The sequence below is a fragment of the Pseudomonas taiwanensis DSM 21245 genome (genome assembly GCF_000425785.1).
GTDB classification, from domain to species: Bacteria; Pseudomonadota; Gammaproteobacteria; order Pseudomonadales; family Pseudomonadaceae; genus Aquipseudomonas; species Aquipseudomonas taiwanensis.
In genome coordinates, this window is the sequence record NZ_AUEC01000033.1 from 51,631 (window position 1) to 61,747 (window position 10,117).

General features: G+C 61.6%; 11 protein-coding genes and 2 tRNA genes. 10 read left to right on the plus strand and 3 right to left on the minus strand.

The genetic code is table 11. The features are described from left to right. Positions 1–12: 12 nt before the first annotated feature. From H620_RS0115475 to H620_RS0115485, 3 genes are all read left to right on the plus strand, one after another. A tRNA-Phe gene (locus H620_RS0115475) sits at positions 13–88 on the plus strand. Positions 89–318: 230 nt separating this feature from the next. Continuing rightward, on the plus strand, positions 319–1,308 hold the full coding sequence (gene ppk2, locus H620_RS0115480; RefSeq protein WP_023382802.1) for a polyphosphate kinase 2: 990 nt from the start codon (positions 319–321) through the stop codon (positions 1,306–1,308). A gap of 53 nt (positions 1,309–1,361) precedes the next feature. Then, complete coding sequence (locus H620_RS0115485) at positions 1,362–1,805, plus strand: hypothetical protein (protein WP_023382803.1); 444 nt, start codon at positions 1,362–1,364, stop codon at positions 1,803–1,805. 142 nt (positions 1,806–1,947) lie between these two features. Here H620_RS0115485 and gabP read toward each other — a convergent pair whose 3' ends face one another. After that, positions 1,948–3,336, minus strand: a complete 1,389-nt coding sequence (gene gabP, locus H620_RS0115490) for a GABA permease (protein ID WP_023382804.1) — start codon at positions 3,334–3,336, stop codon at positions 1,948–1,950. A gap of 606 nt (positions 3,337–3,942) precedes the next feature. Here gabP and H620_RS0115495 point away from each other — a divergent pair. The 5 genes from H620_RS0115495 (at position 3,943) to H620_RS0115515 (ending at position 8,195) form a co-directional block, all read left to right on the plus strand. Next, positions 3,943–4,716 carry an ABC transporter ATP-binding protein gene (locus H620_RS0115495; protein WP_023382806.1) on the plus strand — a complete coding sequence of 258 codons (774 nt, stop codon included), beginning with the start codon at positions 3,943–3,945 and terminating at the stop codon, positions 4,714–4,716. An 11-nt stretch (positions 4,717–4,727) separates the two neighbouring features. Beyond that, positions 4,728–5,480, plus strand: coding sequence for an ABC transporter substrate-binding protein (locus H620_RS0115500; protein WP_023382807.1), 753 nt, complete (start codon positions 4,728–4,730; stop codon positions 5,478–5,480). A 55-nt stretch (positions 5,481–5,535) separates the two neighbouring features. Beyond that, entirely contained in the window at positions 5,536–6,228 is a 693-nt protein-coding gene (locus H620_RS0115505; RefSeq protein ID WP_023382808.1) for an ABC transporter permease, read from the plus strand. Then, positions 6,228–6,917 (plus strand): ABC transporter permease, encoded by a 690-nt coding sequence (locus H620_RS0115510; RefSeq protein WP_023382809.1) that lies wholly within the window; start codon positions 6,228–6,230, stop codon positions 6,915–6,917. The genes H620_RS0115505 and H620_RS0115510 overlap by 1 nt, the downstream gene beginning before the upstream one ends. A gap of 72 nt (positions 6,918–6,989) precedes the next feature. Further along, complete coding sequence (locus tag H620_RS0115515; RefSeq protein ID WP_027907598.1) at positions 6,990–8,195, plus strand: methyltransferase; 1,206 nt, start codon at positions 6,990–6,992, stop codon at positions 8,193–8,195. A gap of 327 nt (positions 8,196–8,522) precedes the next feature. Here H620_RS0115515 and H620_RS0115520 read toward each other — a convergent pair whose 3' ends face one another. Together H620_RS0115520 and H620_RS0115525 are read right to left on the minus strand one after the other, a co-directional pair. Further along, the gene (locus H620_RS0115520) at positions 8,523–8,795 is read right to left on the minus strand and encodes a DUF3077 domain-containing protein (protein ID WP_027907599.1); all 273 of its coding nucleotides are present in this window, start codon (positions 8,793–8,795) and stop codon (positions 8,523–8,525) included. Between the two features lie 5 nt (positions 8,796–8,800). Further along, the gene (locus H620_RS0115525; RefSeq protein ID WP_027907600.1) at positions 8,801–9,067 is read right to left on the minus strand and encodes a hypothetical protein; all 267 of its coding nucleotides are present in this window, start codon (positions 9,065–9,067) and stop codon (positions 8,801–8,803) included. A 516-nt stretch (positions 9,068–9,583) separates the two neighbouring features. Here H620_RS0115525 and H620_RS0115530 point away from each other — a divergent pair. Both H620_RS0115530 and H620_RS0115535 read left to right on the plus strand, forming a co-directional pair. Continuing rightward, complete coding sequence (locus H620_RS0115530) at positions 9,584–9,832, plus strand: hypothetical protein (RefSeq protein WP_027907601.1); 249 nt, start codon at positions 9,584–9,586, stop codon at positions 9,830–9,832. A gap of 98 nt (positions 9,833–9,930) precedes the next feature. Further along, positions 9,931–10,006, plus strand: a tRNA-Thr gene (locus H620_RS0115535). The last annotated feature ends 111 nt before the right edge of the window (positions 10,007–10,117 follow it).

The following is a 10,117-nucleotide window of genomic DNA, read 5'->3' on the forward strand; positions in this document are numbered from 1 at the left end:
ATGCACCTCGTCGCCCAGATAGCTCAGTCGGTAGAGCAGAGGATTGAAAATCCTCGTGTCGGCGGTTCGACTCCGTCTCTGGGCACCACCTTAAAGCTTCTGGTGGTTGCAAAGTTACCCGAAGCGACAACAAGAAACCCGCCTAGTGCGGGTTTTTTGTTGTCTGGGATTTTCTCCGATAAAGGCAGCGCTTGTTGTACGCGCCTGATGCAGTGCGCTCGCCAAGCTGGCAGTAAGCCTTGATCAGTATCAAGTCGCCAGCAATTGCTCATCCCTACACTGCGGTTCAACCCTCCGAGTCGACCCGCAAGGACCTCCATGAGCGAAGAATCCCCCCTCCTCCTTCCCGCCCCCAGCGAATCCGCCCCAAGCGCCAAACCGACACCTCGCCCCCGCCGGCCACGCCAGCGCAAGCCCGAACCCACCATTACCCGTGTCAGCCAGCAGCCCGCCGCGCTTGAGGTGGCGACGGCCCCCAAGGGCAGCAACGAGGACAGCACTTCAGCGCGCCTGCCGGCCACCTACCCGTACCGCACCCGCCTGCGCCGCCAGGACTATGAGAAGGCCAAGCACGCGCTGCAGATCGAGTTGCTGAAGGTACAAAGCTGGGTGAAGGAAACCGGCCAGCGCGTGGTGATCCTGTTCGAGGGTCGGGACGCGGCAGGCAAGGGCGGCACCATCAAGCGCTTCATGGAGCACCTCAACCCACGGGGTGCCCGGATCGTCGCACTGGAGAAGCCTTCGGAACAGGAAAAGGGCCAGTGGTACTTCCAGCGTTACATCCAGCACCTGCCCACGGCAGGCGAAATGGTGTTCTTCGACCGCTCCTGGTACAACCGCGCCGGGGTCGAGAAGGTCATGGATTTCTGCACACCGCTGCAATACCTGGAGTTCATGCGCCAGGCGCCCGACCTTGAACGCATGCTGTGCAACAGCGGCATCCTGCTGTTCAAGTACTGGTTCTCGGTAAACCGCGAGGAACAGCTACGCCGCTTCATCTCACGCCGCGACGACCCGCTCAAGCACTGGAAGCTGTCGCCGATCGACATCAAGTCGCTGGACAAGTGGGAGGACTACACCGCCGCCAAGGAGGCGATGTTCTTCCATACCGACACAGCCGATGCGCCATGGACGGTGATCAAGTCCGACGACAAGAAACGCGCACGCATCAACTGCATCCGCCATTTCCTGCATTCACTGGATTACCCCGGCAAGGACCACAGCGTCGCGCACGCCCCAGATCCCTTGCTGGTGGGCAAAGCCTCCAAGGGCTTCGAAGAGGATGAGCCGGCTCAGTTGAATACCTAGGGGGTCTGCGTTTCAATACGCGCAATTTCCGGACATACCCAAGGATTCGCCCCATGGCCTCCAATACCAAGCAACAGAAACGCGCCAAACGCGCCGCCACCAAGGCCAAGCAGAACCGCATGGTGCGCAGCGGCCAGGCCGTGAAGGCCAGCGCCGGTGACAGCGCCAGCATCGAACAGGTGTTCAACAAGGCCATGGAGTCGGACAGCTACAAGGAGCTGTTCGCCAAGATGAAGGTGGCGCAGGAAACCAGCCTGGTGGCGATGATCTCGGTGTTCCTGGTCGACCCGCTGCTGGCATTGGTGCTCAAGGGCCACAAGGAAGAGCACGCCACCGACTACATCGTGCTGGTGTTCAACGCCTACCGCACCTGGCTCGATGGCGCCGACGAAGACACCACCATGGCCTGGCTGGAGAGCGACGAGTTCCAGGAGGCGTACATCGCCGCTTCCGAGCTGGTGGCCAAGCAGCAACAGCAGCAGAAGCAGTTTGGTTGAGACCGAGCGGCGCATCGCGAGCAAGGCTCGCTCCTACAGTAACGCCGATGATAGACGTAGGAGCGAGCCTTGCTCGCGATGCGCCCAATAAAAAGGCCGCGCCCTTCACAGGACGCGGCCTTTTTATGTCAAGCAGCCCGGATCAGTTATCCAGCGCCACTCGCCCAGCCGCTTCGCGCTTGCGATGCACCAGCAAACCAGCCGCCACCACACCAATGCTCAACAGTGCAGTCGCGAGGATCTCGACACGGTGATCCTCACGCAGCCCCATCACCACCAGAATGGCGATGATGAACGCGATGGTCGCCCAGGTCAGCCCAGGGAACAGCCACATCTTGAAGGAGATCTTCTCGCCGCGGGCTTCACGCTGGCTGCGCATGCGCAGTTGCGACACGGCGATCACCAGGTACACCAGCAACGCGATGGCGCCCGAGCTGGCCAGCAGGAATTCGAACACCTGGGCCGGCGCGACGAAGTTGGCGAACACGCAAAGGAACGCTGCGGCGGTAGACAGCAGCACCGCCCAGTGCGGGGTGCCGGCCTTGGTGGTGCGCTGCGCTACGGCAGGTGCATCCCCACGCTTGCTCAGCGAGAACAGCATGCGCGACGAGGTGTACAGCGCCGAGTTCAGGCAACTGGTCACCGCGATCAGCACGACGATGTCGACGATCAGCTTGGCGTTCGGCACGCCGATGCGGCTCAGCACGGTCTGGTAAGAGCCCAGTTCAGCCAACGCTGGATCGTTCCACGGTACCAGGGCCACGACCAGGAAGATCGACACCAGGTAGAACAGGCAGATACGCCAGATGACCGAGTTGGTGGCACGGCTGATCTGCTTGCCTGGGTCTTTCGACTCGGCAGCGGCGATAGTGACGATTTCGGTACCCATGAAGGAGAACATGGTAGTCAGCATCGCTGCGAGCACGGCGCCCAGGCCGTTAGGCATGAAGCCCTGGGTGTCGAACAGGTGGCTGGCACCGCTGACCTGGCTGCTCGGTACCATGCCGAACAGGGCCGCGCAGCCCACGACGATGAAGCCGATGATCGCCAGCACCTTGAGCAGGGCGAACCAGAACTCGAACTCGCCATAGTTCTTGACGCTGCACAGGTTGGTCAGGGTCAGCGCCAGGGTAATGACCAGCGAGAAGGCCCACAGGTCCACAGCCGGGAACCAGGCATGCAGGATTGCCGCAGCGGCGTTGGCTTCCAGTGGAATGACCAGCACCCAGAACCACCAGTACAGCCAACCGATGGTGAAACCGGCCCAGCGGCCAATGGCGCGGTCGGCGTATGTCGAGAAAGAACCCGTGTCAGGCGAGGCGACGGCCATTTCGCCCAACATGCGCATCACCAGCACCACCAGGGTACCGGCAGCGGCATAAGCCAGCAGCACGGCCGGGCCGGCTGCAGCGATGGCATGGCCGGAGCCCACGAACAAACCGGCGCCGATCACGCCAGCAATGGACAGCATGGTCACATGCCGTTGTTTGAGCCCCTGAGCGAGGTCATTGGAATTGTGCTTACCGCTCATAAAACTACCTTTGTAAGGAGTGGACCACCCGATTGCTGTAACGAAGCGCGCCCGGGGTTGATTTAGGCGTCGCTGCAATCGGCGGTTTCCCCAGGGCAATAAGCGGGCCAGGTACACCAGGCATTCGTCCGATCGTCCGTTGCACCCGTATAGAACGCGGGTTGCAGGCCCTTCGGCCAGCCAATGGCCGAAAGGCCGCCAAATTTCCATACGACTTCTGGATTACTGAAATACCCACTTACAAATGCACCAGAGGTGCTCCTCGGTAACACCTGTGCACAAAAATGCGGCAGGCAAAAGCGCAACCGGAAGGCGCAACCGCACCGAGACACAACTGGCGGCAAAGCGCCACCCGGCCAAAAACGGCTTTTCAGGGCTGTCCAAAGCTGGCACCATCGCGCCTTTTTTCATCAAGGCTCCGGTGCTGGACAAAACCTATGCGGACATCTGCGCGACGTTGCACTGCAACGATGCGACAAACCGCCCCGCCAGCACCCCAAGCCCCCTGCAACCCGGTTGGCCGCCATATTGCCGCTATGCTAGCGTGGCGCTCGCCAGGAAGGCCGCCAACAGCTGGGAACGCACCCGTACACATGAGGACCGCACATGGCTCAGGCCACGCCCGCGCTGGAAATCCGCAATCTGCATAAACGCTACGGCGATCAGGAAATTCTCAAGGGCATTTCGCTGACCGCCCGCGACGGTGACGTGATCTCCATCCTGGGGTCGTCCGGTTCCGGCAAGTCCACGCTGCTGCGCTGCATCAACCTGCTGGAGAACCCGCACCAGGGTGAAATCCTGGTCGCCGGTGAGTCGCTCAAGCTCAAGGCTGCCAAGAATGGCGACCTGATCGCCGCCGACAATCGCCAGATCAACCGCCTGCGCAGCGAAATCGGCTTTGTCTTCCAGAATTTCAACCTGTGGCCGCACATGTCGATCCTCGACAACATCATCGAGGCGCCGCGCCGCGTGCTTGGCCAGAGCAAGGCCGAAGCCATCGAATCCGCCGAAGCGCTGCTGAACAAGGTCGGCATCTACGACAAGCGTCACAGCTACCCCGCCCAGCTTTCCGGTGGCCAGCAACAACGCGCGGCCATCGCCCGCACGCTGGCCATGAAGCCCAAAGTCATCCTGTTCGACGAGCCGACCTCGGCGCTCGATCCGGAAATGGTCCAGGAAGTGCTTAACGTTATCCGCGCATTGGCCGAAGAAGGCCGTACCATGCTGCTGGTGACGCACGAGATGAACTTTGCCCGCCAGGTGTCCAGTGAAGTCGTCTTCCTGCACCAGGGCCTGGTCGAAGAGCAAGGATCGCCGCAGCAGGTCTTCGAGAACCCGACCTCGGCGCGTTGCAAGCAATTCATGTCCAGCCACCGCTAACGGAGCAATACATGCAGACCTACAAGAAGTTCCTACTGGCAGCTGCTGCCACCCTGGTGATGTCGGCAAACGCCATGGCCGCGGAAAAACTGCGCATGGGTATCGAAGCGGCCTACCCACCCTTCAACAACAAGGATGCCAGCGGTAACGTGGTTGGCTTCGACAAAGACATCGGCGACGCCCTGTGCGCCAAGATGAAAGTCGAGTGCTCGGTCGTCACTTCCGACTGGGACGGCATCATCCCGGCCCTGAACGCCAAGAAGTTCGACTTCCTGGTGTCTTCGCTGTCGATCACCGACGAGCGCAAGCAGGCCGTTGACTTCACCGACCCGTACTACTCCAACAAACTGCAGTTCATCGCGCCGAAGAACGTCGACTTCAAGACCGACAAGGCCTCGCTCAAGGGCAAGGTGATCGGTACCCAGCGCGCTACCCTGGCCGGCACCTGGCTGGAAGACAACTACGGCGACGCTGTTGAAATCAAGCTGTACGACACCCAGGAAAACGCCTACCTGGACCTGGTCTCCGGCCGCATCGACGGCATCCTGGCCGACAAGTACGTGCAGTACGAGTGGCTCAAAAGCAAAGACGGCTCGAACTTCGAGTTCAAGGGCGAGCCTGTGATGGACAGCGACAAGATCGGCATCGCCGTGCGCAAGGGTGACCCACTGCGCGAGAAGCTGAACAAAGCCCTGGCTGAAATCAAGGCCGACGGAACGTACAAGAAGATCAACGACAAGTACTTCCCATTCAGCATCGAATGATCCGCCCCGACCGGCGCGCCCCTGCGGCGCGCCAGTCCCTAGAACGCACCTGCCAATGAATATCGACCTGCACGGATTCGGTCCGGCCATGGCGGCCGGCACCCTGATGACCGTAAAACTGGCGCTCTGCGCATTGCTGCTGGGGCTGGTCCTCGGTCTGCTCGGCGCACTGGCCAAGACTTCCTCGGCCAAGCCACTGCAATGGCTTGGCGGCACCTACTCGACCCTGGTTCGCGGCGTACCGGAACTGCTTTGGGTCCTGCTGATTTACTTCGGCACCGTCGGCCTGATGAACAGCCTCGGCGAAGCCCTGAACCTGCCCGGCCTTGAACTCAGCGCCTTCGCCGCCGGCGTGATCGCCCTGGGCCTGTGCTTCGGCGCCTATGCCACGGAAGTGTTCCGCGGCGCCATCCTGGCCATCCCCAAGGGCCACCGTGAGGCCGGCCTGGCGCTGGGCCTTTCGAAAGGGCGCATCCTCTCGCGGATCATCCTGCCGCAGATGTGGCGTATCGCCCTGCCTGGCCTTGGCAACCTGTTCATGATCCTGATGAAGGACACCGCGCTGGTGTCGGTGATCGGCCTTGAAGAGATCATGCGCCACGCGCAAATCGGCGTGACCGTGACCAAGGAGCCCTTCACCTTCTACATGGTCGCGGCCTGCATCTACCTGAGCCTGACCATCGTCGCCATGACCGGCATGCACTTCCTGGAAAAACGCGCCGCTCGCGGCTTTGCGAGGGCCGAATAATGAATTGGGAAGTGATCATCAAGTGGCTGCCACGCCTGGCTCAAGGCGCCACCCTGACCCTGGAGCTGGTGGCCATCGCGGTCGTCGCCGGGCTGATCCTGGCCATCCCGCTGGGCATCGCCCGCTCGTCGCGGCATTGGTACGTGCGCGCCCTGCCCTACGGCTACATCTTCTTCTTCCGTGGTACGCCGCTGCTGGTGCAGTTGTTCCTGGTCTACTACGGCCTGGCTCAGTTCGACCTGGTGCGCTCCAGCAGCCTGTGGCCGTACCTGCGCGATCCGTTCTGGTGCACGGTGCTGACCATGACCCTGCACACCGCCGCCTACATCGCCGAGATTCTGCGCGGTGCATTGCAGGCCATCCCCAAGGGCGAGATCGAAGCGGCACGGGCGCTGGGCATGTCTCGCGGCAAGACGCTGTTCTACATCATGCTGCCGCGCGCGGCCCGCATCGGCCTGCCGGCCTACAGCAACGAAGTGATCCTGATGCTCAAGGCCAGCGCCCTGGCCAGTACGGTGACCTTGCTGGAACTGACCGGTATGGCCCGCACCATCATCGCCCGAACCTACCTGCCGGTGGAGATCTTCTTCGCGGCCGGGGTGTTCTACCTGGTCATCTCGTTCGTGCTGGTGCAGGGCTTCAAAGTGCTCGAACGCTGGTTGCGCGTCGACGCCTGCCAAGGCCGCTGACCCCCGTCGCCGGCTCCTGCAGGAGCCGGCTTGCCAGCGATACCCCTTCCAATCAACCCGCTCCCCGACCCCATGCGCCCCATCCTCCACAGCCACCACTTAAGCGACCGCTTCCAGGCCCTCGACCAGTTCCTGATCGAGCATCAACAGCTGTGGAAACCAAGGCCATTCACCCGCCTTCGCCTGGATTGGGAAGCCCAATACCCCGAACTCGCCGCCCATCTGCGCCAAGGCTCGCTGGCCGACGCCGAAGCCGAGCAAGCCCCCGACTTGCTGCCCTCGCCGTTCCCCCAGCTGGCCCAACGGGCCGCTGAGCTGTCGGCCCTCGGCGACCTTCCGGACGTCAGCGCCTCCTTCGCCAACCACCGTCTGGAGGTCAACGTTCCCGGTCGCAAATGGCAGCAGATAGACGCCTTCAGCCGCCGCCTGGGCTTTCGCGAGCAACCGCGTCACTGGCTGGATTGGTGTTCCGGCAAGGGCCACCTGGGGCGCAGGCTGTTGCAGCCGGGCCAGCAGCTGACCTGCCTGGAGTACGACGCCGAGCTGGTGGCCGCCGGCCAGGCGCTGAGCGATCACCACCGTCTGCCAGCCACCCACGTGCAGCAGGACGTGATGGCCGCCGACAGTGCCCGCCACCTGGGCCCAGACACCAGCGCCGTGGCCTTGCACGCCTGCGGCGACCTGCATGTGCGCCTGCTGCAATCGGCCAGCCAGGCAGGTTGCCGCCACCTGGCGGTCGCCCCTTGCTGCTACAACCGGATCCGTACCCCGCAGTACCAGGCGTTATCCACAGCGGCGCAGCGTTCAGCGCTGACACTGTCCGTGGATGACCTGGCGTTGCCCTTGTGCGAAACCGTCACTGCCAGCGCCCGCGTGCGCCGCCAACGTGACGCCTCGATGGCGCGCCGCCTGGGCTTCGACCTGCTGCAGCGCCAGCAGCGGCAATGCGACGATTACCTGCCCACCCCGTCGCTGCCAACCGCATGGCTGGACAAGACCTTCGAGCAATACTGCCGCGACCTCGCAGCGCTCAAGCAGCTGCCCCTGCACGGCACACCGGACTGGCAAGCCCTAGAGGCCGCTGGCTGGCAGCGCCTGGCGCAGGTGCGCAACCTCGAACGGCTACGCAACCTGTTCCGCCGACCGTTGGAGCTTTGGCTGGTACTGGACCGTGCGCTGTATCTGCAAGCGCACGGTTACACCGTGCAACTGGGATTGTTCTGCGACTATCCACTGACTCCGCGCAACCTTCTGTTGCTGGCAGAACGCGACCGTTAGCCGCAGAAAAACCTGTGGATAACTCTGTGAACAAGCTTGTGATGAATCGTTGGATCCAAGCGCTATTTGAGGCTCACGGCTTATTCCAGCCAGCCACTGAAGCCAGTAAAAACAGGCATTTGCGCAAAGACCAATGGTAATGAAAACCGGCACGCGTTTCGCTCGGCCCCCCGCTGCCGATTGTGTATAAGCATAAGCCACTCCATTGAGCTCCATCCCCAAACCCACCTTGTGGGAGCGGCTTTGCGTCGCGAAAAGGATGCAAAGCGACCCCAATGACCCTGAAGTGTCATCGCCACTCCGGGCCACCTTTCACAAGAGCCTCCCTCAGTTCATCTTGTTCCTGGCAATCTCGACATCATTCATCAATGCCTTCGCCAAGGCGCTCAGGTAATCGGCTGCACCGAGCAGCTTGTGGTCATCCTCGGCATCGCCTTCGCGCACAAGATGCGTGATGTAGCCCAGCAGCACCGACACCTGATCGTAGGCATAGTCCACCGGGATGCCCGCGACCACGCGCAGCAGATCCACCGGAGGGTTACCCACTTCGATCAACGTTGCCACGCCAGCGGTGACGGCGGTTTTAGATTGGTCGCTCATCGCTTTCAGTCCTCTTGCTTTGTGGTGCTGATGCGGGCCAGTGCATGTTCGGCCAATGCCCGGGCAGATTCGGCGGCATGCGCGGCGGTGCTCAGCATGTTCAGGCCTGGTTCACCGGCATGGAGTCGGCAGTGTTCGTCGATGGTTTCGGCCACGCCGCGCATGAGTTCGCTGGCGTGAGCGAGGGCGTCGGGTGGGGTGATGCCGCTGTGGATGGAGAAGAATGGGAAATTGAGGATGCGACGGGGTGGGTCGGGGACAGTCTTTTTCATGGCTAAATCCTTATTCCAGTGGATGTGCCTGCCACGAAAATCTTTCTCACGGAATTGGGTGGCAGCCGTACACGGGGTGAGAAACCGAGGGAATAAGGAAGCTCGGCCAGGCCGAAGCCTGCCCGCGTACGGCCACCATTTGGCTACTGCTTATTCACCGTCGGGTTCTCACGCCCGGTCACCAGAAATCGGCGACCGAGGAACGGTATCCCTGGGGCTTTACCCCGCCAACAGCGAAACATCAGTAGCGCGCGTAGGATAATTCCCAAACCGCCCAACCCCGAAGCATTTGGTTTCAAGTTCAGAAATGCCCTACAGAAGAGCGGAAAATCAGAAGGCTCCAGCCCTTCTCTGCGTGAGCGAGGCTCAATCCCGAACCGATGCACCGCCTTGCGAGCCAACGGTGTATCATCCGCCCCCCAAATCATTAAAAAGCGACGTCGCATGCTGCCCGCCAGCCTCGCGACCTTCTGGCGTTGCGCCAGAACCGACAGTGGACAAACGGATTTAGACATCGTGAACCGAGCCAAACTTCTCGCCCTGCTGGCTTCCGCCCTGACCCTGAGCGCCTGCGCGAGCAGCGCCCCGACGCACCATCACGGCAACTTGGACTGGAACACCCCAGGCATGCAACTGGGCGGCGACAACGGCCTGCCGCTGCGCGGCGAAACCCCATGCCGCAAGCGCGGCTGCGACAACCACAAGCTGTTCTTCAACCCCGGCAAGACCGAGCCCAGCGTCAATACCATCCACCGCGGCTGGTAAGAAAATTCTCCTTTTAGGCCGGTGACTTAGCTCATTTGCGCTGAATTGAAAGGAAGTGGTTTACAGGCGCCAACCGATCGTTATAATGACGCCCCATTGCCGGTATAGCTCAGATGGTAGAGCAACTGACTTGTAATCAGTAGGTCCCGGGTTCGATTCCTGGTGCCGGCACCATTCAAGGTTCCATAGAAAGCTTTCAAAATCTCTGGAACCCCCGAAAAACCCGCCTTCTGGCGGGTTTTTTCGTTTTGGCGTTCCGTCGGATTCCGAGGGTAGCCAGCGCTA